Source organism: Cupriavidus sp. USMAA2-4 (genome assembly GCF_001854305.1).
GTDB classification, from domain to species: domain Bacteria; phylum Pseudomonadota; class Gammaproteobacteria; order Burkholderiales; family Burkholderiaceae; genus Cupriavidus; species Cupriavidus malaysiensis.
This window is the reverse complement of the sequence record NZ_CP017748.1, coordinates 313760-338274: the sequence shown is the minus strand read 5'-3', so window position 1 is coordinate 338274 and position 24515 is coordinate 313760. Positions and strand designations below refer to the sequence as shown.

General features: G+C 70.6%; 26 protein-coding genes. 14 read left to right on the top strand and 12 right to left on the bottom strand.

The features are described 5' to 3' along the window. Positions 1-3: 3 nt before the first annotated feature. From BKK79_RS42110 to mltG, 5 genes are all read right to left on the bottom strand, one after another. On the bottom strand, positions 4-219 hold the full coding sequence (locus tag BKK79_RS42110) for a hypothetical protein (protein ID WP_335582908.1): 216 nt from the start codon (positions 217-219) through the stop codon (positions 4-6). 81 nt (positions 220-300) lie between these two features. Further along, on the bottom strand, positions 301-744 hold the full coding sequence (locus BKK79_RS01595) for a PilZ domain-containing protein (RefSeq protein ID WP_071012796.1): 444 nt from the start codon (positions 742-744) through the stop codon (positions 301-303). Positions 745-786: 42 nt separating this feature from the next. Beyond that, the gene (locus BKK79_RS01590) at positions 787-1791 is read right to left on the bottom strand and encodes a DNA polymerase III subunit delta' (protein ID WP_071036922.1); all 1005 of its coding nucleotides are present in this window, start codon (positions 1789-1791) and stop codon (positions 787-789) included. Positions 1792-1942: 151 nt separating this feature from the next. Further along, on the bottom strand, positions 1943-2557 hold the full coding sequence (gene tmk / locus BKK79_RS01585; RefSeq protein WP_071012800.1) for a dTMP kinase: 615 nt from the start codon (positions 2555-2557) through the stop codon (positions 1943-1945). A gap of 10 nt (positions 2558-2567) precedes the next feature. After that, the gene (mltG, locus tag BKK79_RS01580; RefSeq protein WP_071012801.1) at positions 2568-3569 is read right to left on the bottom strand and encodes an endolytic transglycosylase MltG; all 1002 of its coding nucleotides are present in this window, start codon (positions 3567-3569) and stop codon (positions 2568-2570) included. Between the two features lie 277 nt (positions 3570-3846). Between mltG and ygfZ the strand changes: the two genes are divergently transcribed. The 3 genes from ygfZ to BKK79_RS01565 are packed head-to-tail and all read left to right on the top strand — an operon-like array spanning position 3847 to position 6087. Continuing rightward, the gene (ygfZ, locus tag BKK79_RS01575; protein WP_071036921.1) at positions 3847-4875 is read left to right on the top strand and encodes a CAF17-like 4Fe-4S cluster assembly/insertion protein YgfZ; all 1029 of its coding nucleotides are present in this window, start codon (positions 3847-3849) and stop codon (positions 4873-4875) included. A gap of 41 nt (positions 4876-4916) precedes the next feature. Then, entirely contained in the window at positions 4917-5207 is a 291-nt protein-coding gene (locus BKK79_RS01570) for a DUF4936 family protein (RefSeq protein WP_071012805.1), read from the top strand. A 52-nt stretch (positions 5208-5259) separates the two neighbouring features. Further along, entirely contained in the window at positions 5260-6087 is an 828-nt protein-coding gene (locus tag BKK79_RS01565) for an NRDE family protein (RefSeq protein WP_071012806.1), read from the top strand. Positions 6088-6099: 12 nt separating this feature from the next. On the opposite strand, the gene BKK79_RS01560 is transcribed toward BKK79_RS01565, so the two are convergent. Next, positions 6100-6528 (bottom strand): GNAT family N-acetyltransferase, encoded by a 429-nt coding sequence (locus tag BKK79_RS01560; RefSeq protein WP_071012808.1) that lies wholly within the window; start codon positions 6526-6528, stop codon positions 6100-6102. Positions 6529-6879: 351 nt separating this feature from the next. Here BKK79_RS01560 and BKK79_RS01555 point away from each other — a divergent pair, with 351 nt between their 5' ends. Beyond that, the gene (locus BKK79_RS01555; protein ID WP_084084392.1) at positions 6880-7815 is read left to right on the top strand and encodes an alpha/beta hydrolase; all 936 of its coding nucleotides are present in this window, start codon (positions 6880-6882) and stop codon (positions 7813-7815) included. A gap of 47 nt (positions 7816-7862) precedes the next feature. On the opposite strand, the gene BKK79_RS01550 is transcribed toward BKK79_RS01555, so the two are convergent. The 5 genes from BKK79_RS01550 to groES all read right to left on the bottom strand — a co-directional run bounded on the left by BKK79_RS01550 (position 7863) and on the right by groES (position 12913). Next, positions 7863-8300, bottom strand: a complete 438-nt coding sequence (locus BKK79_RS01550) for a YbgC/FadM family acyl-CoA thioesterase (protein WP_071036920.1) — start codon at positions 8298-8300, stop codon at positions 7863-7865. A gap of 60 nt (positions 8301-8360) precedes the next feature. Further along, positions 8361-9350 (bottom strand): tripartite tricarboxylate transporter substrate binding protein, encoded by a 990-nt coding sequence (locus BKK79_RS01545; protein ID WP_071036919.1) that lies wholly within the window; start codon positions 9348-9350, stop codon positions 8361-8363. A gap of 87 nt (positions 9351-9437) precedes the next feature. Further along, positions 9438-10475: an alpha/beta hydrolase gene (locus BKK79_RS01540; RefSeq protein WP_071036918.1), complete on the bottom strand. Its 1038-nt coding sequence runs from the start codon at positions 10473-10475 to the stop codon at positions 9438-9440. A gap of 390 nt (positions 10476-10865) precedes the next feature. Next, positions 10866-12500, bottom strand: coding sequence for a chaperonin GroEL (groL, locus tag BKK79_RS01535; protein WP_071036917.1), 1635 nt, complete (start codon positions 12498-12500; stop codon positions 10866-10868). Positions 12501-12622: 122 nt separating this feature from the next. Further along, positions 12623-12913, bottom strand: a complete 291-nt coding sequence (gene groES / locus BKK79_RS01530) for a co-chaperone GroES (RefSeq protein WP_071012816.1) — start codon at positions 12911-12913, stop codon at positions 12623-12625. Between the two features lie 365 nt (positions 12914-13278). On the opposite strand from groES, the gene BKK79_RS01525 reads away from it, so the two are divergent. Next, entirely contained in the window at positions 13279-13878 is a 600-nt protein-coding gene (locus BKK79_RS01525) for a nitroreductase family protein (RefSeq protein ID WP_071012818.1), read from the top strand. 50 nt (positions 13879-13928) lie between these two features. Here BKK79_RS01525 and BKK79_RS01520 read toward each other — a convergent pair whose 3' ends face one another. After that, on the bottom strand, positions 13929-15293 hold the full coding sequence (locus BKK79_RS01520; protein ID WP_071036916.1) for an LLM class flavin-dependent oxidoreductase: 1365 nt from the start codon (positions 15291-15293) through the stop codon (positions 13929-13931). 337 nt (positions 15294-15630) lie between these two features. On the opposite strand from BKK79_RS01520, the gene BKK79_RS01515 reads away from it, so the two are divergent. The 9 genes from BKK79_RS01515 to metC all read left to right on the top strand — a co-directional run bounded on the left by BKK79_RS01515 (position 15631) and on the right by metC (position 24510). Then, positions 15631-16467, top strand: coding sequence for a transporter substrate-binding domain-containing protein (locus BKK79_RS01515; protein ID WP_071016363.1), 837 nt, complete (start codon positions 15631-15633; stop codon positions 16465-16467). 84 nt (positions 16468-16551) lie between these two features. Further along, positions 16552-17433 (top strand): transporter substrate-binding domain-containing protein, encoded by an 882-nt coding sequence (locus BKK79_RS01510; protein WP_071012821.1) that lies wholly within the window; start codon positions 16552-16554, stop codon positions 17431-17433. Positions 17434-17453: 20 nt separating this feature from the next. Further along, complete coding sequence (locus BKK79_RS01505) at positions 17454-18899, top strand: FAD-binding oxidoreductase (protein WP_071036915.1); 1446 nt, start codon at positions 17454-17456, stop codon at positions 18897-18899. Further along, positions 18896-20182, top strand: coding sequence for an aminotransferase class I/II-fold pyridoxal phosphate-dependent enzyme (locus tag BKK79_RS01500; RefSeq protein WP_071036914.1), 1287 nt, complete (start codon positions 18896-18898; stop codon positions 20180-20182). Before BKK79_RS01505 ends, BKK79_RS01500 begins: the two co-directional genes overlap by 4 nt. Continuing rightward, a complete protein-coding gene (locus BKK79_RS01495; RefSeq protein WP_071012827.1) occupies positions 20179-20925 on the top strand; it encodes an amino acid ABC transporter permease in 747 nt (248 codons plus the stop codon). Before BKK79_RS01500 ends, BKK79_RS01495 begins: the two co-directional genes overlap by 4 nt. Beyond that, positions 20915-21730, top strand: coding sequence for an amino acid ABC transporter permease (locus tag BKK79_RS01490; RefSeq protein ID WP_071036913.1), 816 nt, complete (start codon positions 20915-20917; stop codon positions 21728-21730). Before BKK79_RS01495 ends, BKK79_RS01490 begins: the two co-directional genes overlap by 11 nt. Then, a complete protein-coding gene (locus BKK79_RS01485) occupies positions 21717-22676 on the top strand; it encodes an amino acid ABC transporter ATP-binding protein (protein ID WP_084084389.1) in 960 nt (319 codons plus the stop codon). The genes BKK79_RS01490 and BKK79_RS01485 overlap by 14 nt, the downstream gene beginning before the upstream one ends. A 14-nt stretch (positions 22677-22690) precedes the next feature. Further along, a complete protein-coding gene (locus tag BKK79_RS01480) occupies positions 22691-23317 on the top strand; it encodes a cysteine dioxygenase family protein (protein ID WP_071012830.1) in 627 nt (208 codons plus the stop codon). Continuing rightward, entirely contained in the window at positions 23314-24510 is a 1197-nt protein-coding gene (gene metC, locus BKK79_RS01475) for a cystathionine beta-lyase (RefSeq protein ID WP_071036912.1), read from the top strand. The genes BKK79_RS01480 and metC overlap by 4 nt, the downstream gene beginning before the upstream one ends. The last annotated feature ends 5 nt before the right edge of the window (positions 24511-24515 follow it).

Below are 24515 nucleotides of genomic sequence, written 5' to 3'. Positions count from 1 at the left end.
TGGTCAGTCCGCCATCAGGCGGTGGCCGGGGATAAGAAGGTCGCGCTCGACACTGCCGGGCAGCGCGGCGCGCGACAGCTGCGCTTCGCACCAGGCCTGGCGCGAAGCCGCGCTGACCGGTTCGGTGCCGGCGGTCACCATGCGCGCGGGCACGGTGCCGTTGTGGATCTCGGCGATGGCGGCCGGGTCGTCCTGTCGCGCCATACGCATGGTAAGCATGGTAAAGCCGGCTTGCGTCATAGAAAGCAAAGGTGAGGCGGTGAGGCGGCGGGCCGCCATCGTGGCGGCCCGCTGACAAGCTTACAAGGTCTGCGAGGGCCGCCCCGACACGATCGCCTTGCCGAGGATTTCCTCGATGGCCCGGCGCAGATTGCGGCCGTTGTCGTCGTCGGGGAAATGGATGCCGACCCCCGGGGTCTTCATCGGCGTGCCCGGCGGCGTGACCCATGCCACCTGCCCGGCGATCTGGAAACGCTGCGGCCGGTCCAGCAGAGACAGCACCAGGAACACCGTCTCCCCCAGCCGGAAGGCACGGTTGGCGGGCACGAAGATGCCGCCGCGCGCCAGGAACGGCATGTAGGCGGCATACAGGCCCGCCTGGTCCTTGATCGACAGGGACAGCACGTTCGGGCGTCCTTGGGGACTGCCTTGCGTCCCTCCTGCCGCCCCGGCCGTCGTCCCTCCTGTCGCCCTGATTCCGGTGGGCGCGCCTTCCGGCGCGGCCGCCGCGGCAGCCACGTTCATGTTTGACCCCTTGTTCATCGCGGCCCCTTTTTGCTGCAGGCCTTATTGAAAGAGCTGGCGGTAGTCCAGGAATACCGCTTCCATCACCAGCCGTGCCGCCAGCGGATGGTTCTCGCTGCGGCGGTGGCCGGCCAGGTGCCCCAGGAAACCCTGCAGGCGATGCGCATCGGTTGCCGCCGCGCAGCGGGCCAGCGCAGCGCCTTCCTTCGGGAAGTAGCGCGGCACGCCCTGCGCCAGCCGCAGATTCAGCAGATCGTACGTCCAGCGCTGCACGATGCCAAGCATGACCGGCACCGGCAGTTTCTGCAGGTGCTCGGCGGCGGCCAGCGCGTCGAAGCCAGCGCCCGCCCCGAGCTGGCCGACCAGCCAGCGCTGCAACGGCATCTCCTCCGCCTCGGCGGCGTGCAGCGCCGTCAGCGGCGCGCCGCCGGCCAGCGCCAACTGCGCCTGGGCGTCCGGCACGCCTTGCGCTTCCAGCCAGGCCAGCGCCTGGGCCGGCGCCGGCCGGTGCGCGGCGAACTGGCGGCAGCGCGACAGGATGGTCGGCAGCACGCGGTCGAGGCGGTCGGTGACCAGCAGGAACAGGGTCGACGGCGGCGGTTCTTCCAGCGTCTTGAGCAGGGCATTGGCGCCTTCGGTCTGCAGCGCGTCGAGCGGATAGACCAGCGCGACCCGCATGCCGGCGCGGTGGGTGCCGACGCCGACCGCCTCGATCAGCGCGCGCACCTGCTCCATGCGGATGATCTTGCTGGGCGCCTTCTTGCGGCCGCCCTCCTCGCCATCACCCTCGGCGCCGCCTTCCAGCGCCTCCGGCCGCACCACGCTGAAGTCGGGGTGGTTGCCCTGGCTGAACCAATGGCACGCCGGACAGCTGCCGCAGGGCTGGCCGTCGGCGCGCGGCGTCTCGCACAGCAGGCCCTGGGCGAAATGCAAGGCGAGATCGCGCTTGCCGATGCCCTGCTGGCCGTGGATCAGCAGGGCCTGGGGCAGCCGCCCGCGCAACGCGGCCAGCTGTTTCCAGTCTTCGGTCTGCCAGGGATAAAGCATGTGAATCAAGCCCTTGGAGGAGAAAACTCAGGTGAAGTCCCGGCCAGGTCCGCCGGGAAGGATGGCGCGCGGCCGGCTGGGCGGAGCGCCAACCTTACCATGGACTGCACCCCGTACCGGGCTGGCCGTTGCCATCGTTTTCCTTTGGCAATCAAAGCGTTGCCAGGATCTGTTCAAGCTCCGCGCGAATCGCTTCGATACTGCGCGTGGCGTCGACGATGCGGAAACGTGCCGGCGACTGGTGCGCCCGGCGCAGGTACTCGTCACGCGTGCGCGCGAAGAAGGCCCGCGACTCGGCCTCGAACTTGTCGGGCTCGCGCGCGCCGGCCAGGCGCTCCGCCGCGGTCTCCAGCGGCACATCGAACAACAGGGTCAGGTCGGGCTGCAGGCCGGCCTGCACCCAGGCCTCCAGGACTTCGAGGCGCGCCGTGGGCAGGCCGCGGCCGCCGCCCTGGTAGGCGAAGGTGGCGTCGGTGAAGCGGTCGGACAGCACCCAGTCGCCGCGCGCCAGGGCTGGCTCGATCACCTCGGCGATATGCTCGCGGCGCGCCGCGAACATCAGCAGCGCCTCGGTCTCCAGGTGCATCTTGCGATGCAGCAGCAGCTGGCGCAGGTCCTCGCCAAGCGGCGTGCCGCCCGGCTCGCGGGTGCTGACCACCTTCGCGCCCGCCGGCAGGCGTGCCGCGATACGTTCGGCCAGCCAGGGAATATGGGTGCTCTTGCCGGCACCGTCGATGCCTTCGAAAGTAATGAATTTTCCGCGCATGAATGCGATATCAGCGAGTCTTGCCGCGCTGGTACTGGTCGACCGCGCGGTTGTGTTCGGGAAGCGAGTTGGAGAACTGGCTGCTGCCGTCGCCGCGCGCGACGAAGTAGAGCGCATCGGATTGCGCCGGCGTCATCGCGGCCGCCAGCGAGGCCAGGCTGGGCAGGGCGATCGGCGTGGGCGGCAGGCCGCTCCGCGTGTACGTATTGTACGGGGTGTCGGCCTGCAGGTCGCGCTTGCGCAGGTTGCCGTCGAAGCGCTCGCCCAGGCCGTAGATCACGGTCGGGTCGGTCTGCAGCAGCATGTTCTTGCGCAGGCGGTTGATGAAGACCGCCGCGATCATCGACCGGTCGGCCGCCTGGCCGGTCTCCTTCTCGACGATGGAAGCCATGATCAGTGCATCGTAGGGGCTCTTGTAAGGCAGGCCGGACGCGCGCGCCGCCCAGGCGTCGGCGAGCCGCCGCTGCATGGCACGGTAGGCGTGCTTGTACAGTTCCAGATCGCTGCTGCCGCGGGTGAACAGGTAGGTATCCGGGAAGAACAGGCCTTCAGGCGCACTTTCCGGCGCGCCGATCGCGCGCATCAAGTCCGCATCGGACATGCCGCGCGTGTCGTGCTTCAGTGCCGGGCTGGCATCGATGGCGGCCCGCATCTTGCGGAATTCCCAGCCCTCGATCACCGTCACCACGTAGTGCGTGACGTCCCCGCGGGCGATTTTCTCCAGCACCGACAGCGGCGTGGCGCCCTGCTCGAAGGTGTAGCCGCCCGCCTTCAGTTCGCCGCCCTTGCCGGTCAGCCGCGCCAGCAGCAAGAACAGGCGCGGGTCCATGCCGACACCGCCGCGCGCGATCTGGCGGCCGACGCTGGCTACGCTGGAATTGGGCTGGATGATCACTTCGAGGGGCGACCCGCTCAGCGGCAGGGGATGCCTGGCCCACCAGGCGAAGGCACCGGTGGCGGCAAGCGCGAAGACCACGCAGGCCGCGGCCAGGCGTACAAGAACTCGTTTCATGTGAGGAATGCTGGCGGCCCGGGGGCCGCGCGGCCGGCTCCCGCCCGCTCGGCGGCCGCCGGCCAAAATGGCGACAGCCTCATATAATACCGGGAGCCCTGCTCCGCCACGAGCCCGGCCGCCCACCGGGCGCCGTCGGCGCCCCTTGCGCGGCGCCGCGCGCCCACCTGCCGCCAAGGCTGCAGGCGTGCGGTCCGCTCGTGCGGACCAGCCCCGATGCCACGCCCGGCGGGCCAGCCAGCCCGCCGCGGCAAGCCTGTTGCCACACCGATCCGCCATGCCTACCCCTACCCCGGACCTCGCCCATTCCGCCCCGCTCGCCGAACAGTACGAAGCCCTGCGCCAGCGCGGCATCGTCTGCGCCCCGGCCGGCCTGGGCCTGGTCCGCGTCGCCGGCGACGATGCCGCGACCTTCCTGCACAGCCAGCTCACCAACGCGGTGGAAGACCTCGGCGCCGGCCAGGCCCGCCTGGCCGGCTACTGCTCGCCCAAGGGGCGCCTGCTGGCCAGCCTGCTGATGTGGCGCGATGCCGACGGCATCGTGCTGCAGCTCGCGGCCGACATCGCCCCATCCGTCCAGAAGCGGCTGTCCATGTTCGTGCTGCGCGCCAAGGCCAAGCTGGCCGATGCCGGCGCCGCCCTGCGCGTGCTCTGCGTGGCCGGTCCCGAAGCGGCCCGCGCGCTCGCGCAGGCCGGCCTGCCGGCGCCCGAGGGCGTGTGGGACAGCGCCGGCGGTGCCGCAGGCGCCACCGTGATCCGCCTGCCGGACGGCGCCGGCCAGCCGCGCTGGCAAGTGGTGCTGGCGACCGACCAGGCCGAGGCCGTGCATGCCGCCCTGGCCGCCACGCTGGCGCCCGCCGGCAGCGCGCTGTGGGACTGGCTGGAGATCCGCGCCGGCCTGCCGCGCATCGGCGTGGCCACGCAGGAGCAGTTCGTGCCCCAGATGATCAACCTCGAACTGATCGGCGGTGTCAGCTTCCGCAAGGGCTGCTACCCCGGCCAGGAAATCGTCGCGCGCAGCCAGTACCGCGGCACGCTGAAGCGCCGCATGTGGCTGGTGCAGGGCGACGGCGAGCCGGCGGCAGCCGGCGCCGAGGTGTTCCGCCCGCAGGAGCCGGAGCAGCCGTGCGGCATGATCGTCAACGCCGCGCCGTCGCCCGAGGGCGGCTGGGACGCGCTGGCCGAGCTGAAGATCGACGCCGCCGCCGGCGCGCTGCATGCCGGCAGCGTCGACGGCCCCGCCCTGGCGGTGCTGCCCCTGCCCTACGAGGTGCCGCTGCCCGGCGCCGAGCAGGCAGCGGGCTGATCCCACCCGGGTCAGCCAGCCAACGCAACGGAGCGCCAGCCATGAGCGATCATCTCTACGTGTATTTCCGCGTCGACGACGTGCAGGCGGCCGCCGCCCTGCCGCAATGGCACCGCTGGATGGAAACCGTTGCCGAGGCGACCGGGATTGGTGGTACGCTGATGCGCAGGCCGGAGACCCGTGCCGGCCTGCAGACCTGGATGGAGTGCTACGCGGACGTGCCGCCCGCCTTCGCCGACACGCTGGCCGGCTTGTGGCTGCAGAGCGGCCTCCAGCAATGGGTCAGCGGCGAACGCCAGGTCGAGCATTTCATCGACCTGGACCGGCTCTGACGCGGCGGCAGCCGGCGCGCGGAGCGCGGAGGACGGAGCAGAAGGAAGCGATATGTGCCTGATAGTGGTAGCCTGGCAATCCCATCCGGACTATGCCCTGGTGGTGGCCGGCAACCGTGACGAGTTCTATGCGCGCCCCGCCGCTCCCGCGCACTGGTGGCAGGATGCGCCGCAGGTGCTCGCGGGCCGTGACCTGGCCGAGGTGATCGGCGAGGCCGGCACCTGGATGGGCATGACCTCCGGGGCCCGCTTCGCGGCCCTGACCAACTACCGCGCCCCCTCCGAGAAACGGACCGACACCCGCTCGCGCGGCGAGCTGGTGGCCGGCTTCCTGCGCGGCGAGAGCGGCCCGCACGCCTACCTGGACACCGTCTCGCGCGAACAAGGCGCCTACAACGGCTTCAACCTGCTGGCGAGCGACCTGCGCGAACTCTGGTGGTACAGCAACCGCAGCGCCACGCGCCGCCCGCAGCGGCTCGCACCCGGCATCTATGGCGTCTCGAACGCCTTGCTCGACACCCCCTGGCCCAAGCTGCGCAGCCGCGTGGGCGCCCTGGCCGAGGCACTGGCCGCCGACCCGGGCCAGCCCGGCGCGAGCGCCGAGCCCTACCTGCAACTGCTCGCCGATGCACGCCAGGCCGCCGACTTCGAGCTGCCGCAGACCGGTGTGTCGCAAGAGTGGGAGAAGCTGCTGTCATCGGCCTTCATCCGCTCGCCCGCCTATGGCACGCGCGCCAGCACCGTGCTGCGCGTGCGCCACGACGGGCGCTTCGACCTGTGCGAGCGCAGCTTCGATGCCAACGGCCGCATCGGCGAGGTGGCCTACCAGGGCCGCATGATGCTGCCGCACGACGCCGGCACCGAACCGGCGCCGCGCTGAGCGGGGCCGGGCTCAGGCCCGCAGCCGCTTGCGCATCTCCACGTGCGGGATGCCCGCCTCTTCGAAGGCGTCGCCGACCTGGGTAAAGCCGGCGCGCGCGTAGAACGGCGCAGCGTGGGTCTGCGCGTTCAGCACCAGTTCCGGATAGCCCAGCTCGGCGGCCTTTTCCATCAGTGCGTCGAGCACGCGCGCGCCGACGCCGGTACCGCGCGCGGACTTGAGCACGGCCATGCGCCCGACATGGCCATCCGGCAACAGGCGGCCGGTGGCCACGGCCGAGCCGTCCTCGCCCAGCGCGAGCGCGTGCCAGCTCGGCTCATCCCACTCGTCCCATTCCAGCTCGACCGGCACGCCCTGCTCCTCGACGAACACGGCATAGCGGATGGCACGGGCGCGCTCGCGCGCCTCGGCCCATTGGCAAAGGAGGATGGCAACGGTCATGACGGAAGGCAGTAACGAAAGATGATGATGAAAGACGGAGACGACAGGCAGGGCAGGCAGCCGAGGGAAAGCAGCGCATCCGGCTGCGCGCCGTGCAGCGCCGTGTCCAGCCACGATGATAGGGCCTCGGGAGCGGAAATGCGAAGGCCCGCGCCTCGCCGCCCCACCCCGCCACCGATCGCATCGCTGGTCGCGACAGATGGCGGTGCCGCGGATTTGCGGGACAATAGCGCCCTTGCCGCCCGGCCATCGCGCGGCGCGGCCATCGCCTGTGCTGCCGGCGGCGCCTCGCGACGGCCGGGCGGGCGCACTTGCAGTCGCTGCCGGCCATCCTACCGTTCCTGAATCTTCATGCGCCTTACCCGTTTTCCCTTGCTTCACCCCTTGCTGCGCCCGTCATCCGCCCTGCCCGCCCTGCGTTCCCTCTGTACCCGCCTCGGCCGCACCGCCACCGCGCTCGCGCTGGCTCTCGCCGCCGGCAGCGCCTGCGCCGCCGGCCAGGTGTTTTCCGACGCCGCGCCTTCACCCACGCTCGGCCGCGAGCTGAAGTTCACCGTCTATGTGCCCGACGGCTACCAGGCGGGCGCGGCCGCCTATCCGGTGATCTACCTGCTGCACGGCGCCGACGAGGATGAAAACAGCTGGCGCGTCAAGGGCGGTGCCATCGAGACCATGGACGGCCTCATCGCGCGCGGCCAGCTCCGTCCCTCCATCGTGGTGATGCCCAGCGAGGGGCCGTCGTCGTGGTGGACCGACGGCGCCGTGGCCAAGGCCGACACCGCGCTGGTCAAGGACCTGCTGCCCTATGTGGAATTGCACTACCGGACGCAGAAGGAGAGGCGCGCGCGCTCGGTGGCCGGCCTGTCGATGGGCGGCTACGGTGCGGTCAGCCTGTCGCTGCGCCATCCGGACCTGTTCTGCGGCGCCGCCGCGATCAGTCCCGCCGCCTACGACCCGCTGCCGCCCGAGACCTCGGCCGCGCGCCGCGCGCCGCAGTTCATGCGCAACGGCAAGTTCGACCCCGATGCCTGGAAGGCGCTCAACTATGCCGGCCAGCTCGATGTCTACCAGGCCGGCAAGCTGCGCGTGCCGATGTGGATCGCCTCCGGCGACCACGACCGCCTGGGCATCGCGGTGGTCTCGGCCATCATGTTCTGGCGCCTCTACCAGATCCAGCCCAAGCAGGTGGAGCTGCGCATCATGGATGGCGACCATGAATGGATGCTGTTCCGCGACGCGCTGCCCGATGCACTGCGCTATGTCGACCAGCAATGCGTGCGCAGCTGAGGCGCACAGCCTCGATGCGCAGCCTCAGCTGCGCCGGCCCGGCTCCGTCATGACGCGGGCTTGACCACCTCGTAGGCCTCGATGATTTCCCGCACCGGCCCCGGGATCGGCGCCGATTTCTGCGTCGCGGGATCGGCGCAGACGTAGACGATCTCGCCGGTGATCAGGTGCTCCTCGCCGCGGAAGATCTCCACGCGGAACAGCATGCTCGAACGCCCCAGGCGCGCCATGCGCCCCCGTACCTCGAGCTCGTCGTCGAAGCGGGCCGAGGCGTGGTATTCCAGCGTGGACTTGGCGACGAAAATGTCCACGCCGTGCGCGCCCAGCACGTCCTCCGGGTAGCGGACGCCGAGCGCGCGCCAGTATTCGGTCACGCAGATATCGCAGTAAGTCAGATAGTGCGCGTTGAAGACGATGGACTGCGGGTCCACCTCGGCCCAGCGCACGCGCAGCGGCACGCTGTGGCGGAAATCGGTCTTGGCCATTGCCGGTTCTCTCGTGGGCGATGCAAGGCGGCCGCGCCGGGCCCGGCGCGGCCGGCCACCTTACTGCGGTCGGGCCAGGCCGAGCTTCTCGATGATGGCCTTTTCCTTCTTGACCGTCTCGGCGGCGAACTGCGCATACTGCTCGCTGCTCATGTAGTACGGCTCCATGTCGAACTTGGCCAGCTCCTGGCGGTAGTTCGGCATTTCCATCGCCTTCTTGAAGGCGTCATGCAGCTTCTTGACGATCTTCGGGTCGGTGCCCTTGGGCGCCACCAGGCCGAAGGGCGAGGTCTGCACGATGCCGTAGCCCAGTTCCTTCAGCGTCGGGGCGTTGGGGAAGCGTGCCGAGCGCTTGTCGCCCCAGGTCGACAGCAGGCGCAGCTTGCCGCTCTCCACGTACTGCGCCCAGCCCGGCGTGTCGGCCACCGACATCACGTGTCCGCCCAGCAGCGCCTGCAGCGACTCCGAGTTTCCCTTGAACGGCACATGCGAGAACTGCACGTTCTGCTTCAGCGCCAGTTCTTCCATGGTCAGGTGCAGCGTGGTCATCGAGCCCGGCGAGCCATAGGTCAGCTTGCCCGGATTGGCGCGCGCGTAGGCGATGTACTCCTGCATCGACTTGATCGGCGAGTCGGCCGGCACCACCACGCCGAAGGAATAGCCGGCCAGGTTGATCACATAGGTCAGGTCCTTGACCGGGTCCCAGTTGATCTTGGTGGTATACGGCAGGCGGTACACCGGCATCGCCACCTGCGCCAGCGTGTAGCCGTCGGGGGCCGTGGCCTGCATCATCTGCGCCGGCAGCACCCCGCCCGCACCGGGCTTGTTCTCGACGATCACCGGCTGGCCGAGGATCTTGCTGGCGTTCTCGGCCAGCACGCGGAACGGGATGTCGGTCGAGCCGCCGGCCGTGTAGCCGATCACCAGCCGGATCGGACGTTGCGGGAACTTGTCCGCGGCGGAATCCGCGCGGGCCGGCGCGGCGGCGAGGCCGAAGGCGGCGGTGGCGGCTAGCGCGCTGGCGCGGACGATGAAATGGCGGCGTTGCATCGGTTCTGTCTCCTTGTGCTACGAACTGCGAAAAAAGGGGGTCGGGGAAGCCCGTCTTGTGCGCGGGCCTGGGCCGGGCCGGCAGCGCTAGGCGGCGCCGAAGGCGCCGCGCAGCGCGGCCACGGCATCGTCGTGGGCCTGCCCCACGGCCGGCACGAAGCGGCCCAGCTTGAAAAAGTCATGGATCATGCCCGGATACTCGGCCAGCTCGGCCGGCACACCCGCGGCGCGCAGCTTGGCCGCGTAGGCCACGCCCTCGTCGTGCAGCGGATCGTAGCCGGCCACGGCGATCCAGGCCGGGCAGCAACCGGCCACGTCGGCACCGCTGCCGCCGCCGTCCAGCGGGGCAAAGCGCCAGTCGTCGCGGCTGGAGTCCTGGTCCAGGTACTGGGCGAAGAACCACTGGATCATCTCGGCGGTCAGCAGGTAGCCCTCCGCCAGCGCCCGGTGCGACGGCGTATCCTGGCGCGCGCAGGTGCCGGGATAGATCAGCATCTGCAGCACCGGCGCATGGCCCAGGCGGCGCGCCTCGACCGCGCAAGCGGTGGCCAGGGTGCCGCCGGCGCTGTCGCCGCCCAGTGCGATGCGCGCCGGATCCGCCCCCAGCGCGCCGGCCTCGGCGTAGGCCCAGGCCAGCACGTCGAAGGCATCGTGGACCGCCGTGGGAAAGCGCCACTGCGGCCCGAGCCGGTAATCCACCGACAGCACCATGCAATCGGCACGCATGGACAGCAGCCGGCACAGCGGATCGTGCGAAGCCGGGCTGCCCACCGTGAATCCGCCGCCATGGAAGTACAACAGCAGCGGCAACGGGTCGGCCCAGCTCGCCTCACGCGGCGCATACAACCGTGCGCCGATGGCATGGCCGTCGCGTGCCGGCACGCTCAGGTCCTGCACGTGATGCACGGGCAGCGGCGCGATATCGAGGATGGGGGCGCTCTTCTCGTAGGCGATCTTCGCATCGAGCGGATCGAGCGCGTTGATGGGCGGGCGCTTGGCGCGCGCGATCAGGTCCAGCAGCTGCGCCACCTGCGGATCCAGCGCGGCGTCCGGCCTGCCGGCCTGGGGCCGCGGGTCGGAAGAAGCCTGGGGGGAGCCGGGGGTGGTGGAGGAGGCAGCGGACATGGGAAGCGAGGTCAAGCGGATATACGGGACAAGCTGCAAACGGAAATCTGATCACGCAAACGTCATCGGCGGGATGCGCACCGGCACACCGGCCGCCCCGGGATCGGCATCTCGCCTCCATACCGGAAGTTCGAATTATGAACGATCGTTCGATTTTTTACATCATGCCAGTGAACGGCGCGGCGGGCATTACGAAATAACCCCGATTCCGGCCGCTGACGCAGATTTTGCGCGATGATCGCGCAAAACGCGAACGGAGCCTTGACAGCCCGGCCGATGCGCCGCAGGCCTGCAAGAACAACGCCCCCTGGGCCGCGAAGCCGAGGGGGCGTTGGTCCGGGGCCTGCCAGGCACCCGGGGAAACAGCGGAGAAAGGGAAAGACGGGTGCTCTAGAAGTCCAGCCCGGCGCCGGCACCCGGCCCTTGTGCCACGCTCGGCTCCTCGCCCTTGGGCAGCTCGAACACCGCCGCATCGGTGGTCAGGATCAGGCCCGCCACCGACGCCGCGTTCTGCAGGGCGGTGCGCGTCACCTTGGTCGGGTCCACCACGCCGCCCTCGACCAGGTCGCCGTACTCGCCGGTGGCGGCGTTGTAGCCGAAATTGCCGCTGGCTTCGGCGACACGCGCCACCACCACGCTGGCTTCCTCGCCGGCATTGGCGACGATCTGCCGCAGCGGCTCTTCCAGCGCCCGCAGCACGATCTTCACGCCGGCTTCCTGGTCGGCGTTGGCTCCCGCGACGCCGCGCACGGCCGCGCGGGCACGGATCAGCGCCACGCCGCCGCCGGGGACAATGCCTTCTTCCACGGCCGCGCGGGTAGCGTGCAGCGCGTCCTCCACGCGTGCCTTCTTTTCCTTCACTTCGACTTCGGTCGCGCCACCCACCTTGAGCACGGCCACGCCGCCGGCCAGCTTGGCCACGCGTTCCTGCAGCTTCTCGCGGTCATAGTCCGAGCTGGCTTCCTCGATCTGGGCACGGATCTGCTGCACGCGCGCCTGGATGCGCGCCGCCTCGCCTCCCCCGCCGATGATGGTGGTGTTCTCCTTGCCGATCTCCACGCGCGAGGCCTGGCCCAGGTCATGCAGCCCGGCCTTCTCCAGCGTCAGGCCGATCTCCTCGGAAATGACGGTACCGGCGGTCAGGATGGCGATGTCTTCCAGCAGGGCCTTGCGGCGGTCGCCGAAGCCCGGCGCCTTCACCGCGGCCACCTTGAGGATGCCGCGGATATTGTTGACCACCAGCGTGGCCAGCGCCTCGCCCTCGACGTCTTCCGCCACGATCAGCAGCGGCCGGCCGGCCTTGGCCACCTGCTCCAGCACCGGCAGCAGGTCGCGGATGCTGGAGATCTTCTTGTCCACCAGCAGCAGGTAGGGCTGCTCCAGCGCGACGATCTGCTTCTCCGGCTGGTTGATGAAATAGGGCGACAGGTAGCCGCGGTCGAACTGCATGCCCTCGACCACCTCCAGCTCATCGCCGAGCGACTTGCCGTCTTCCACGGTGATCACGCCCTCCTTGCCCACCTTGTCGATGGCCTCGGCGATGCGCTCGCCGATGGCGCTCTCGCCGTTGGCCGAGATGGTGCCGACCTGGGCGATCTCCTTGCTGGTGGTGGTGGGCTTGCTGATGCGGCGCAGCTCCTCGATGGCCACGGCCACCGCCTTGTCGATGCCGCGCTTGAGATCCTGCGGATTGAGTCCGGCCGCCACGTACTTCACCCCCTCGCGCACGATGGCCTGGGCCAGCACGGTCGCCGTGGTGGTGCCATCGCCGGCGTTGTCGCTGGTCTTGGCCGCGACTTCCTTGACGAGTTGCGCGCCGATGTTCTGCAACTTGTCCTGCAGCTCGATCTCCTTGGCCACGGACACGCCGTCCTTGGTCACGGTCGGGCCGCCGAAGCTGCGCTCCAGCACCACGTTGCGGCCCTTCGGGCCCAGCGTGACCTTGACCGCGTTGGCCAGGATGTTGACGCCTTCGACCACCTTGGCCCGTGCTGCGTCGCTGAACACTACGTCTTTCGCTGCCATCTCTGCTTTCCTTTGTCCTTTCTTCCTGATCCGGTTCCGATCGTGCCGATGTTCTCCATCGTGCCGATGATCCCGATCGCTTCTTTCGTTCTGCGTGGGGCTTGCCGCTGCGCGCGACGCGCTCAGCGCTCGACCACCGCGACCACGTCCTCTTCGCGCAGCACCAGCAGCTCCTCGCCGCCGATCTTCACCGCCTGCCCGGCGTACTTGCCGAACAGCACGCGATCGCCCACGCGCAGGTCCGGCGCAATACGCTCGCCGGCTTCGTTGCGGCGGCCGGGACCGACCGCCACCACCTCGCCCTGGTCGGGCTTCTCGGCGGCGTTGTCCGGGATGACGATGCCGGACTGGGTACGGGTTTCGTTTTCCGACCGCTTGACGATCACGCGGTCATGCAATGGGCGAAGGCTCATCTGTTCTGGGCTCCAGGGAAATCGGGCGGGCGCGGGAGGCCGGGATCGGCGCGGTGCCGGCCATCAGCACTCCCTGCGAACGAGTGCCAAAGTATAGGAAGCCCCCCCGGCACGCGCGAACTGATCATTTCGCATTTACATAGGCGCCCGTCGCGCAGCACACAGCACGGCATGGCACCGTGCAGCAGGTGCCTTCTTGCCGCCGTGCACCGTTCGAAGGATTCCTCGCAAGCTCATGCGGATTTCCCGCTTCCCTTTTGCACGGGCTTGCGCAAGGCTCCCACCTGCACGGTAACCGCGGCAGCGATAGAAGCCACAGCAGCAGCGACCGCCGCCCTATCCCTCATCCGCCCCAAGGAGCCTCCATGACCCAGCCACGCCAAGCCGACCACGACATCGATCCGCTGTTCCTGCAGCGCTGGTCGCCCCGCGCCTTCACGGCGGAAGCCATCGCGCCGCAGACCTTGCTGCGCTTCTTCGAGGCCGCACGCTGGGCACCGTCCGGCTACAACGCGCAGCCCTGGCGCTTCATCTATGCGCGGCGCGACACGCCGGACTGGCAGCCGCTCTTCGCCTCGCTGTCGGAGTACAACCAGGGCTGGGCCGCGCGCGCGGCCGTGCTGGTGGCGGTGCTGTCGCGCAAGACCTGGACAGCGCCGGGCAAGAGCGAGCCGCAGCCGGTCGCCACGCATTCCTTCGACGCGGGTGCCGCCTGGGCCAACCTGGCGCTGCAGGCCACCGCGGCGGGCTGGCACGCCCACGGCATCGGCGGCTTCGACAAGGCGCGCCTGCGCGAGGCGCTCGGCATTCCCGAGGACTACGCCATCGAAGCGGTGGTGGCCATCGGCCGGCAGGGCGACAAGTCCTTGCTGCCCGAGGCGCTGCAGGCGCGCGAGCAGCCCAACGAGCGCCTGCCGCTGGCGCGACTGGTCAGCGAAGGGCGCTTTGCCTTCGCCGAAGACTGAACGGCGACCAGGCTGCCTCGCACCGGGCAGGCAGCCTGGCACGCACGGACTCAGGCGGCATCCGCCGCGTCGGCCCGTCTCCGCGCGGCCGGATGCGGCGGCCGCCGCAGCCCGAGATGCTCGCGCAGCGTGGTGCCGCTGTAGTCAGTGCGGAACAGGCCGCGCCGCCGCAACTCGGGCAGCACCAGTTCGATGAAGTCAGTGAGGCCGCCGGGCAGCACCGGCGCCATCACGTTGAAACCGTCCGCGCCATAGGCCTGGAAGCGCTCCTCCAGCGCATCGGCGATCTGCGCCGGCGTGCCGACCAGTTGCCAGTGGCCGCGCGCGCCTGCCACGCGCTGGTAGAGCTGGCGGATGGTCAGGTTCTCGCGCCGCGCCAGGTCGAGCATCAGGCCCTGGCGGCTCTTGCTGCCGTTGGTGGGCGGCAGCTCCGGGATGGGCCCGTCGAGCGGATACGCGGACAGGTCCGCCCCGGTCAGGGCCGACACCAGCGCCAGCCCGACCACCGGATCGATCAGCGCCTGCAACTGCTCGAACTTCTCGCGCGCCTCGGCCTCGCTGTGCCCCACCACCGGAAACACGCCCGGCAGGATCTTCAGGTCCTCGGGCCGGCGGCCGTGGCCGGCCAGCCGCCCCTTCAGATCGGCATAGAAAGCCACAGCATCTTCCAGGGTCTGCTGGGCGGTGAAGACCACCTCGCCGCGGCGCGCGGCCAGTTCCTTGCCGGGCTCGGAGGAGCCGGCCTGCACCACCACCGGCTGCCCCTGCGGGGGACGCGCGACGTTGAGCGGCCCCTGCACGCTGAAATGCCGGCCGCGGTGGCCCAGCACGTGGCGCCGCGCCGGCTCGTAGTAGCGCCCGCTCGCCTTGTCGCGCAGGAAGGCATCGTCCTCCCAGCTGTCCCACAGGCCGCTGACCACGTCGGCGAATTCTTCGGCACGCTGGTAGCGCTCCTCGTGGCTGAAGTGCCGCACCCGGTTGAAATTGCGCGCCTCGTGCTCGCTGGACGAGGTCACCAGGTTCCAGCCCGCGCGGCCTCCCGAGAGATGGTCGAGCGAGGCGAACTTGCGCGCGATGTGATAGGGCTCGTTGAAGCTGGTCGAGGCGGTGCCGACCAGCCCGATGCGCTCGGTGACGGCAGCCAGCGCCGACAGCAGGGTGATGGGTTCGAACTGGGCCTGGTAGCTGTGCGCGGTGCGGCTCAGGAACTCCACGTCGTCGCCGCGCGTGCCGACACCGTCGGCGAGGAACACCAGGTCGAACTTGGCCGCCTCGGCGGCCTGGGCGAGCGCGGCATAGTGACGGAAATCGATTCCCGCGTCGGCCTTGGCCTCGGGATGCCGCCACGCGGCGATATGGTGCCCGCTGGGGTACAGGAATGCACCGAGGCGCATCTGCTCATTGCGTCTTGCCATGGTGGCCGCGCTCCTTTGGTCCTTGGGTTCTCAGGCGGGCCGCCCGGGCAGGCGCCGCCGATTCGGTACGCGCGCCACCGCCCGGGCAAGACCTGGACGGCCATCGCGCGCGCTGCCGGAGGCCGTTCCGGCACGGTCCTCCCGCCGGCGTCCGGGCCGGCTGCTGCGCGCCAACATAGCGCCTGCCGGCACGCGCCGGCAACGAAGCAAAGCGCGCTTGCATATGCGCGGTGCGCCGCGCCCGGGCGCATATCGATATCCGCAATGCTTCCTTCGTGGCAGGGCCCGGCGGCACTAGCATCGCCCCTCCTGCATCTGCTTTTTCTTGCTCGCCACCATGCCACGCTCCCCCTCCCTGCCCCGCCGTGCCGCCGCGCTGCTCGCGCTCTCCCTGCTGACCCTGGGCACCGCCCGTGCCGACGCCACCCTCGACCGCATCAAGCAGCGCGGCAAGGTGGTCATCGGCGTCGGCGCCAGCGGCGGCCCGTTCGGCTCGGTCGACCCCGCCACCCAGCAACTGGTCGGCTGGAACCCGGAACTGGCGCGTGACCTGGCCAGGCGGCTGGGCGTGGAGGCGGAACTGGTGCAGGTCCAGCCCTCCAACCGCGTGCAGTTCCTGCAGGCCGGCAAGGTCGACCTGCTGATCGCCTCGATGGAATACAACCCCGAGCGCGGCGAGCTGCTCGGCTACGCGCCCACGCCCTTCTACCGCGTCGGCGGCACCGCGGCCGTCCTCAAGCGCAGCGGCATCCACCAGTGGGAAGACCTGCGCGGCAAGACCGTGTGCGCATCCCAGGGCAGCAGCTATATCAAGCCGCTGCAGGAGCAGTACGGTGCCAGCGTGCGCGGGTACAAGACCGCCGCCGAATCGCTGCTGGCCCTGCGCGGCGGCCAGTGCGTCGCAGCCGTGCACGACGCCACGCTGATCCACCCGCAACTGCGCGGCAATCCCGAGTGGGCCGACTACGCAGCGCCAATCCCCAGCGAGATCCTGCCGGCGCCCTCGGTGGTGTGGACCCGCAAGGGCGAGGCCGACACCATCGCCGCGGTCGACAAGATCGTGCGGGAATGGCACCGCAGCGGCTGGCTGATCGCCACCGAGAAACGCCTGGGCATCGCGCCGCCGCAGCCCCTGCTGCCCGAACTGCAGGCCCGCTTCAAGCAGTCCTCCTGATTCGCGTCCGCCTGCATGCCCGCCTGCATGTCCGCTGACGCCTGCCGCGCCGTCCACGCCGGCAGGCCGCCTCACCCCGCAGCCATGACCGCCTCCCGTTTTCTTTCGCCCCTTCTCTGCGCCGCGCTGGCGCTCTGCGCCGGCGCGGCCCATGCCGACGCCACCCTCGACAAGATCAAGCAGCGCGGCAAGCTCTCGGTCGGCATCGACGGCGCCAGCCCGCCTTTCGGCCAGCTCGACACCGCCACCGGCAAGACCGGCGGCTACCAGACCGAGCTCGCCGCCGACCTCGCGCGCCGCCTCGGCGTGACGCTGGAAACCGTGCCCGTCACGGCCTCCACGCGCGTGCAGTTCCTGCAGGCCGGCAAGGTCGACCTGCTGGTGGCCAATATCCAGTGGACGCAGGAACGCAGCGAGATCCTCGACTTCGCGCCCACCCCCTACGACCTGGTCGGCGGTGCCGCCGTGGTGTCCAGGCGCAGCGGCATCCGGCGCTGGGAAGACCTGCGCGGCAAGGTCGCCTGCGTCTCCCAGGGCAGCAATTTCGCCCGTCCGCTGGCCGAGCGCTACGGCGCCATCGTCAAGGGCCTGCGCGGCATTCCGGAATCGCTGCTGGCGCTCAAGGGCGGCACCTGCGCGGCCTCGGTCCATATCCAGCCTGCCCTGTACCACACCCTGCACGGCCCCAGCGCCGAGGAATGGAAGGACTTCACGCTGGCCACCGAGGAACAGCTGATCCCCTCGCCGACCGTGGTCTGGACCCGCCGCGGCGAGAAAGACACCGTGGCTTTCGTCGACCAGGCGATCCGCGACTGGCACCGCTCGGGCTTCCTGCTCGCCACCGCGCGCAAGTCCGGCGTGCCCGACGGCGCCTACATCAAGCCGGCCAATGCACGGGCGCAGCAGGGCAGGTACGACACCGCGCCCGCTGACTTCGCCGTCTTCACCGAGGGCAAGAAGCCATGACGCGCCAGGACACCTGAAGCATGACGATGGAAGAACTGCTTCCCAGCCTGCGCCACGCGCTCGGCGCAGCGCATGTGCTGACCGCGCCGGAGGATACCGCCGGCTACCTGACCGACCGCCACGGCCGCCTGCACGGGCGCGCGCTGGCCGTGGTCCGTCCCGCCGACACAGCCCAGGTCGCCGCCGTGGTGCGCCTGTGCCGCGCGCATCGCGCGCCGATCGTGCCACAGGGCGGCAATACCGGCCTGGTCGGCGGCGCCACGCCGGATGCCAGCGGGCACGCGGTGCTGCTGTCACTGGGCCGCCTGAACCGCATCCGCGCGGTCGATACCGACAACGACACCATCACCGCCGAGGCCGGCGTCGTGCTGGCCCGGCTGCAGGAAGCGGCACGCGAGGCCGGGCGGCTGTTCCCGCTCAGCCTCGGCTCCGAGGGCAGCTGCACGGTCGGGGGCAATCTCGGCACCAATGCCGGCGGCACCCAGGTGCTGCGCTATGGCAATACGCGCGAGCTGGCGCTGGGCCTGGAAGTGGTCACCGCCGACGGCGAGATCTGGGACGGCTTGCGTGGCCTGCGCAAGGACAATACCGGCTATGCCCTGCGCGACCTGTTCATCGGCAGCGAAGGCACGCTGGGCATCATCACGGCAGCCACGCTCAAGCTCTACCCACAGCCCGCGCTCCAGCTCACCGCGCTGCTGGCCTTCCCCGCCATCGGCGACACCATCGGCTTCCTGTCGCGGGCGCGCGCCGGCTTCGGCGCCGCGTTGACCGCCTTCGAGCTGATCTCCGACACCGCGCTGGGCCTGGTCGCCCGGCACGTGCCCGAGCAAGCCATCCCGCTCGCTGCCACGCAGCCGTGGTACGCCTTGCTGGAGCTGTCCGACAGCGAAGGCGAGGCGCACGCGCGTGCGCGCTTCGAGGCGGTGGTCGGGCAGGCCATCGAGGATGGCCTGGTGGCCGATGCCGCCATCGCCGCCAGCGTGGCGCAGAGCCAGTCGCTGTGGCGCCTGCGCGACCAGGCGCTGGGTGTGGCCCAGCAGCGCGACGGCGGCAACCTCAAGCACGATATCTCGGTGCCTGTCTCGCGCATCCCCGCCTTCCTGCAAGCCACCGCCACCGCGCTGCAGGCCGCCTTCCCCGGCGTGCGCCCGGTCGCCTTCGGCCACCTGGGCGACGGCAACCTGCACTACAACGTCTCGCACGCCCTCGCCTCCACCCCGGCCGCACTGTTCGCCGACGAGGCCGCCATCCATCGCCTGGTGCATGACAGCGTGCATGCGCACGGCGGCTCGATCAGCGCCGAGCACGGCCTCGGCCAGCTCAAGCGCAACGAACTGCCGCGCTACAAGAGCGCGGTCGAACTCGACCTGATGCGACGGCTGAAGCAGGCCTTCGACCCGCTCGGCCTGCTCAACCCCGGCAAGGTGCTGCCGGAGTCCCAACCCGACGCCTCGACACCATGACCTTCCCGCTTTCCCAACGCGCACGCCGGGTGCGCCTGTCGCCGATCGCCGCGGCCGGCCAGCGCGCCGCCGCCCTCGCCGGCGCAGGCCGCGACGTCCTGGCCCTGACCGCCGGCGAACCCGAGTTCGATACTCCCGAAGCCATCAAGCAGGCCGCGGTGGCAGCGCTGGCGCGCGGCGAGACCAGGTACACGCCCACCGCCGGCACCGCCGCGCTGCGCCGCGCCATCGCCAACCGCTATGCGCGCGAGCCCGGCCTGATCGTCACGCCCGCCGAGGTCTTCGTTTCCAATGGCGGCAAGCAGGTCATCTACAGCGCCTTCGCCGCCACCCTGGATGCCGGCGACGAGGTCCTGCTGCCGGCCCCCTACTGGCCGTCCTTCCCCGACATCGTACGCATCAACGACGGCTCGCCGGTGATCGTGCCCTGCGACGAGCGCAGCGGCTTCAAGCTCGACGCCGCCCGCCTGGAGTCCGCCATCACGCCGCGCACGCGCTGGCTCGTGCTGAACACGCCCGCCAACCCGACCGGCGCCGTCTACGGCAGCGAGGAGCTGGCCGCGCTGGCGGCGGTGCTGCGCCGCCACCCGCAGGTGCTGGTGCTGCTCGACGAGATCTACGAGCAGATCCGCTTCGTCGCGGCGGGCCCGCACTGGCTGCAGGTAGCGCCCGACCTGCGCGAGCGCACGCTGCTGGTCAACGGCGCGTCCAAGACCTATGCCATGACCGGCTGGCGCATCGGCTGGGGCATCGCCCCCGCCGAACTGGTGCAGGCCATGACCGCGATCCAGTCGCAGGTGTCGTCCGGCGCCAGCGCCCTGGGCCAGGCCGCCACGGCGGCCGCGCTGGAGGCCACCGACCAGGCCTTCGTGGTCCAGGCGCGGGAGGCCTACGCGCGCCGCGCCGCACTGACCGCGCAAGCCATCAACGCCATCCCCGGCCTGCGGCTGCTGGCCCCGCAGGGGGCGTTCTTCGCCTATGTGAACTGCGCCGGCCTGATCGGCAAGGTGCGCCCGGACGGGCGCCCTCTGGCCAGCGATGGCGATGTCGTCGAATGGCTGCTCGACAGCGAGGGCGTGGCCGTGGTCGACGGCGGCGCCTATGGTTTGTCGCCCTACTTCCGCCTGTCCTTCGCCGTCGCCGACGCGGTGCTGGAGCAAGCGCTGCGCCGCATCGCGCGCGCGGTCGCGGCGCTCTCGTCCCCGGCGAATGCAGCGCATGCGGCGGGCACGGTCGATGCGGACGCGCTCACCGCGCCGCTACCGCAGGAGGCCGCCGCATGATCGACCAGTGGCTGGCCACCGCCGTCGCGGCGCTCAAGCCGCTGGGGCTCAACTACGCCTTCGTGCTCGACGCCGGCGAACGCTCGGCCTTCCTGCATGGCCTGGTGGTGACATTGCAGCTCTGCCTGCTGACCATTCCCTGCAGCCTGCTGGCCGGCGTCGCACTCGCGGCGATGCTGACCTCCGGCCGCGCCGCGCTGTCCCGCCCGGCGCGTGCCTTCGTCGAGCTGACGCGCAACACGCCGACCCTGGTGCAGCTCTACTGCGCCTTCCTGGTGTTGAACATGCTGATCACCCAGCATCTCAACGGGCACGGCAGCAGCAATCCACTCACGCCCTTCTTCTGGGTGGTCGCGGTGGTGGCCCTGCACAAGGCCGTGTTCCACGCCGAAGCGCTGCGGGCCGGCATCGAGGCGGTGCCGCGCGTCATGCTGGAGGCGGGGCGCTCGCTCGGCTTCTCGCGCCGCCAGCTGCTGCTGCGGGTGGAACTGCCGCTGGCGCTGCGCTTCGCCCTGCCCGCGCTGGTCAACAACCTGGTCGACCTGGTCAAGATGACCGCCGTGGCCTCCGCCATCGCGGTCGGCGACGTGACCTACGAATCGATCATGATCTGGACGCAGCGCGACAACGTGCTCGAGCTGCTGCTGCTGATCCTGGCCTGGTTCGGCCTGCTGACCTGGGTGGTCAGCCGCGCCGGCCGCTGGCTGGAACAACACCTGAGGATGCCCGGCTATGGCCAGTGATTCCCTTGCCCAGGCGCCCGCACGAGAGGCCCGGCCGCGCGCGCTGCGCCTGCTGCGCGATCCCTGGATGCCGTTCCTGGCCGTGGCCGCGGCGCTGGTGCTGTACTGGAACGCGAGCGGCAGCGCGCCGGCGGCCCTGCGCCATCTGTGGACGTGGACGCCGGCGCTGCTGCGCGGCCTGTGGGCCAACATCGAGATCAGCGTGCTGGCCATGGCGCTCGGCACCGCGGCCGGCCTGCTGATCGGCGCGCTGTCGCTGTCGGCCAACCCGCTGCTGCGCGGCGCCACGCGCGCCTGGGTGCAGGCCTTCCGCAACGCGCCGGTGCTGGTGCTGGTCTATTTCACCACCTACGTGTTTCCCTTCGAGCTGCACCTGGTGCAGTGGACACTGCCCTTCCCCGACTGGATCAAGGTCGTGCTGGGCCTGGCCCTGCCGGCCAGCGCCAACGTCGCCGAAATCTTCCGCGGCGCCATCCTGTCGATCCCGAGCGCGCAATGGGAGGCCGCCCACTCGCTGGCCTTCCGGCGCAGCCAGATCTTCCGCCTGATCGTGCTGCCGCAATGCCTGCGGCGCATGCTGCCGCCGTGGATGAACCTGTACGCCAGCATCACCATGAGCACCTCGCTGGCCTCGCTGGTCGGCGTCCACGACGTGGTCGACACCGCCCAGGTCGCCAGCAACACGGTGGCGCGCACCGACTTCACGGTGCTGGTCTATTTCACGCTGCTGGCTCTTTTCTTCGCCTATTGCTATCCCATCGCGCGCGCCACGCGCGCCCTGGAACGCCGCCATGAACGCCACTGAATCCTTCCTGCGCCGCGAGCCCGGCGCCACCGAGGCCGCGCCGCTGGTGCGGCTGCAGGACGTCCACCTGCGCTTCGGCGCCAATGAAGTGCTCAAGGGCATCGACCTCGAGGTCAAGCGCGGCGAGGCCGTCACCATCATCGGCCCCTCCGGCTCCGGCAAGAGCACCATCCTGCGCTGCATCACCGGCCTGCTGCGCCCGCAGCAAGGCCATATCGGCGTGGGCGGGACCGCGGTCGAGAGCCTGCGCGGCGAGGACGAGCTGATCGCGCTGCGCAAGCGCGTGGGCTTCGTCTTCCAGCAGTACAACCTGTTCCCGCACCTGACCGTGCTGGAGAACCTGGTGATCGCGCCGACCCGCGTGATCGGCCGGCCGCGCGCCGATGCCGAACGCGAAGCCCATGCCCTGCTGGCGCGGGTGCGGCTGGCCGACAAGGCGCGCGCCTATCCCGGCGAGCTGTCGGGCGGCCAGCAGCAGCGCGTGGCCATCGCCCGCGCCCTGGCGATGCGGCCCGAGCTGATCCTGTTCGACGAGGTCACCTCGGCGCTGGATCCGGAGACCGTGGGCGAGGTGCTGACGGTGATCCGCGAACTGGTCGAGGATGGCATGACCTGCGTGCTGGTCACGCACGAAATGCGCTTCGCCGCGGAGATCAGCGACCATATCTACTTCACCGAGGCCGGCCGCATCGTCGAGCACGGGCCGGCGGCGCAGATCTTCGGCCAGCCGACGCAGGAGCGCACCCGTGCCTTCCTGCGCCGCGCACTCGGTGCGGTGCCGCGCCTGCCGCCGGAGTTCGACGCCGCCTTCGCCCCGGTGCCGGCGGCCGCACCTGCCGCACCTGCCGCACCTGCCGCACCTGCCGCACCTGCCGCACCTGCCGCACCCGCCGCCTCTACCGGATCCACGGCTTCCACCGCTTCCACCGCCTCCCTTCCCCGCTGACGGAGTCATCGAACATGAGCCTCACCGCATCTTCCGACCGCCTGGCCGCCCGCCGCGCCGCGGTCGCCACCGCCCTGGCCGACATCCGCGCGCTCGCCGCCGGCACGCCGGACCGCGCCGCCCTGGATGCCATCGCCACGCGCCTGCAGGCATTGGCCAGCCAGCGCGAGCTGTTCCCGCGCGAGGATTTCCCGCCGCCGGCCGATACCGCCAGCGGCGCCTCGACGCGCTACTGGCTGAACGGCGACGGCAACACCGGCGACGGCATCGCCCTGTACCTGAACTCGATCCGCCCGGGCAAGACCACCATCCCGCACAACCATGACACCTGGGCCGTGATCGTGGCCATCGAAGGCCAGGAGTTCAACCGTGTCTACCGCCGCACCGACGACCGCAGCAACCCTGCCTTCGCCAGTCTCGAGCTGGTGCGCGAACAGACCGTGGAAGCGGGCGCGCCGATCGCCTTCCTGGCCGACGACATCCACAGCATCCACGTGGCGGGCGACACCCCCACGCTGCATTTCCATTGCTACGGCCGGCCGCTGGAGGCCTTGACCGGCCGCTACGGCGTGCGCCTGGAGAGCGGTGAGGTGGTGAACTACAACGCCACCCAGATGCAACCGAGCCAGGTGGCGGCATGAGCGCGACCAGCCATCACAGCGACCGCGCCGCCACCCGGCTGCTGCACGCCGGCGCGCCGGCGCTGCGCGACGGCGCCGGCCCGGTCAACGTGCCGGTGGTGCGCACCAGCACCGTGCGCTTCGCCAGCCAGCAGGAGCTGGACGCACGCCACCACCGCCGCGCGGCCGGCGAGCGCATCGCCACCTACGGCCGCCACGGGCTGGACACCCACCAGGCGCTGGAAGACGCGCTGACCACGCTGGAAGGCGGCCATCGCGCCTTCCTCGCGCCGTCCGGGCTGTCGGCCATCACGCTGGTGCTGCTGGGCCTGCTGGGACCGGGCGACCACGCCCTGGTCTCGGACAGCGTCTACGCACCGGTGCGGCGCGTGGACAAGACCCTGCTGCAGCGGCTGGGCATCACGCTGGAATACTTCTCCCCGGCGCATGACGACCTCGACGCGCGCATCCGTCCCGAAACCCGCCTGGTCTACCTGGAGTCGCCCAGCTCGCTGCTGTTCGAGGTGCTGGACCTGCCGCGGCTGACGGCCATCGCGCGCGCCCGCGGCGTGCCGGTCGCGGTCGACAATACCTGGAGCGGCGGCTGGTTCCTGCAGCCGCTGCGCCTCGGCGCCAACCTCTCGATCCAGGCCGCGACCAAGTACATCGCCGGACATTCCGACGTGATGCAGGGTGCGGTGGTGGTCGACAGCCCGGCGCTGGCCGAGCGCATCGCCAGCGCCCACGAAGCGCTCGGCCTGACGGTCGGCGCGGACGACGCCTACCTGGCGCTGCGCGGCCTGCGCACGCTGCCGGTACGGCTGGCCCAGCATGAGCGCAACGCCACCGAGGTCGCGCAGTGGCTGCAGGCGCATCCCAAGGTCGGCCGGGTGTTCTATCCGGCCCTGCCCGAGGATCCGGGCCATGCGCTGTGGCGGCGCGACTTCAGCGGCGCCAGCGGCCTGGTCTCGTTCGCCTTGCACGGCGGCGACGCCAGCCGCGCGGCGGCCTTCGTCGATGCCCTGCGCCTGTTCGCGCTGGGCGCCTCCTGGGGCGGCTACGAAAGCCTGGCCCTGATCGCCGCGCCGGAGCGGCTGCGCGAGCATCGCAGCTGGCAAGGCGACGCCCCGGTGATACGGCTGCACATCGGCCTGGAAGACCCGCGCGACCTGCTGGCCGACCTCGACCAGGCCTTTCACCTGACCCTTGCCTGAGGACG

What these genes read in the sequence shown, in the direction of transcription:
- BKK79_RS42110 (WP_335582908.1), bottom strand. Translation starts at nt 219, where the DNA reads ATGCTTACCATGCGTATGGCGCGACAGGACGACCCGGCCGCCATCGCC.
- BKK79_RS01595 (WP_071012796.1), bottom strand. Translation starts at nt 744, where the DNA reads ATGAACGTGGCTGCCGCGGCGGCCGCGCCGGAAGGCGCGCCCACCGGA.
- BKK79_RS01590 (WP_071036922.1), bottom strand. Translation starts at nt 1,791, where the DNA reads ATGCTTTATCCCTGGCAGACCGAAGACTGGAAACAGCTGGCCGCGTTG.
- tmk (WP_071012800.1), bottom strand. Translation starts at nt 2,557, where the DNA reads ATGCGCGGAAAATTCATTACTTTCGAAGGCATCGACGGTGCCGGCAAG.
- mltG (WP_071012801.1), bottom strand. Translation starts at nt 3,569, where the DNA reads ATGAAACGAGTTCTTGTACGCCTGGCCGCGGCCTGCGTGGTCTTCGCG.
- ygfZ (WP_071036921.1), top strand. Translation starts at nt 3,847, where the DNA reads ATGCCTACCCCTACCCCGGACCTCGCCCATTCCGCCCCGCTCGCCGAA.
- BKK79_RS01570 (WP_071012805.1), top strand. Translation starts at nt 4,917, where the DNA reads ATGAGCGATCATCTCTACGTGTATTTCCGCGTCGACGACGTGCAGGCG.
- BKK79_RS01565 (WP_071012806.1), top strand. Translation starts at nt 5,260, where the DNA reads ATGTGCCTGATAGTGGTAGCCTGGCAATCCCATCCGGACTATGCCCTG.
- BKK79_RS01560 (WP_071012808.1), bottom strand. Translation starts at nt 6,528, where the DNA reads ATGACCGTTGCCATCCTCCTTTGCCAATGGGCCGAGGCGCGCGAGCGC.
- BKK79_RS01555 (WP_084084392.1), top strand. Translation starts at nt 6,880, where the DNA reads ATGCGCCTTACCCGTTTTCCCTTGCTTCACCCCTTGCTGCGCCCGTCA.
- BKK79_RS01550 (WP_071036920.1), bottom strand. Translation starts at nt 8,300, where the DNA reads ATGGCCAAGACCGATTTCCGCCACAGCGTGCCGCTGCGCGTGCGCTGG.
- BKK79_RS01545 (WP_071036919.1), bottom strand. Translation starts at nt 9,350, where the DNA reads ATGCAACGCCGCCATTTCATCGTCCGCGCCAGCGCGCTAGCCGCCACC.
- BKK79_RS01540 (WP_071036918.1), bottom strand. Translation starts at nt 10,475, where the DNA reads ATGTCCGCTGCCTCCTCCACCACCCCCGGCTCCCCCCAGGCTTCTTCC.
- groL (WP_071036917.1), bottom strand. Translation starts at nt 12,500, where the DNA reads ATGGCAGCGAAAGACGTAGTGTTCAGCGACGCAGCACGGGCCAAGGTG.
- groES (WP_071012816.1), bottom strand. Translation starts at nt 12,913, where the DNA reads ATGAGCCTTCGCCCATTGCATGACCGCGTGATCGTCAAGCGGTCGGAA.
- BKK79_RS01525 (WP_071012818.1), top strand. Translation starts at nt 13,279, where the DNA reads ATGACCCAGCCACGCCAAGCCGACCACGACATCGATCCGCTGTTCCTG.
- BKK79_RS01520 (WP_071036916.1), bottom strand. Translation starts at nt 15,293, where the DNA reads ATGGCAAGACGCAATGAGCAGATGCGCCTCGGTGCATTCCTGTACCCC.
- BKK79_RS01515 (WP_071016363.1), top strand. Translation starts at nt 15,631, where the DNA reads ATGCCACGCTCCCCCTCCCTGCCCCGCCGTGCCGCCGCGCTGCTCGCG.
- BKK79_RS01510 (WP_071012821.1), top strand. Translation starts at nt 16,552, where the DNA reads ATGACCGCCTCCCGTTTTCTTTCGCCCCTTCTCTGCGCCGCGCTGGCG.
- BKK79_RS01505 (WP_071036915.1), top strand. Translation starts at nt 17,454, where the DNA reads ATGACGATGGAAGAACTGCTTCCCAGCCTGCGCCACGCGCTCGGCGCA.
- BKK79_RS01500 (WP_071036914.1), top strand. Translation starts at nt 18,896, where the DNA reads ATGACCTTCCCGCTTTCCCAACGCGCACGCCGGGTGCGCCTGTCGCCG.
- BKK79_RS01495 (WP_071012827.1), top strand. Translation starts at nt 20,179, where the DNA reads ATGATCGACCAGTGGCTGGCCACCGCCGTCGCGGCGCTCAAGCCGCTG.
- BKK79_RS01490 (WP_071036913.1), top strand. Translation starts at nt 20,915, where the DNA reads ATGGCCAGTGATTCCCTTGCCCAGGCGCCCGCACGAGAGGCCCGGCCG.
- BKK79_RS01485 (WP_084084389.1), top strand. Translation starts at nt 21,717, where the DNA reads ATGAACGCCACTGAATCCTTCCTGCGCCGCGAGCCCGGCGCCACCGAG.
- BKK79_RS01480 (WP_071012830.1), top strand. Translation starts at nt 22,691, where the DNA reads ATGAGCCTCACCGCATCTTCCGACCGCCTGGCCGCCCGCCGCGCCGCG.
- metC (WP_071036912.1), top strand. Translation starts at nt 23,314, where the DNA reads ATGAGCGCGACCAGCCATCACAGCGACCGCGCCGCCACCCGGCTGCTG.